This window comes from Halomonas sp. SIMBA_159 (genome assembly GCF_046536035.1).
GTDB lineage: Bacteria > Pseudomonadota > Gammaproteobacteria > Pseudomonadales > Halomonadaceae > Vreelandella > Vreelandella venusta_A.
This window is the reverse complement of record NZ_JAWJBT010001278.1, coordinates 1-246: the sequence shown is the minus strand read 5'-3', so window position 1 is coordinate 246 and position 246 is coordinate 1. Positions and strand designations below refer to the sequence as shown.

Sequence of the window (246 nt, the reverse complement as noted above, 5' to 3'; positions counted from 1 at the left end):
AATTTGGCGCGGATAAAATTTCTATCAATTCGCCGGCATTAGCCAACCCTGCGCTGATCACTGAGCTGGCCGATAAATTCGGTGTGCAGTGTATTGTGGTGGGGATCGATTCTTACTTTGATGCCAAAACCGGCCAGTATCAGGTTTACCAGTTCACCGGTGATGAAAGCCGTACCCAGGTCACCCAGTGGCAAACCGCTGACTGGATTGAGGAAGTGCAGCGCCGCGGGGCGGGTGAAATCGTGC

Annotated in this window: 1 protein-coding gene; it reads left to right on the top strand. The window is 53.3% G+C overall.

Annotation, left to right across the window (positions count from 1 at the left end):
* Positions 1-246, top strand: a 246-nt coding sequence (locus R0J87_RS23365; protein WP_498889360.1) for a HisA/HisF-related TIM barrel protein, incomplete at both ends; no start/stop codon positions are given.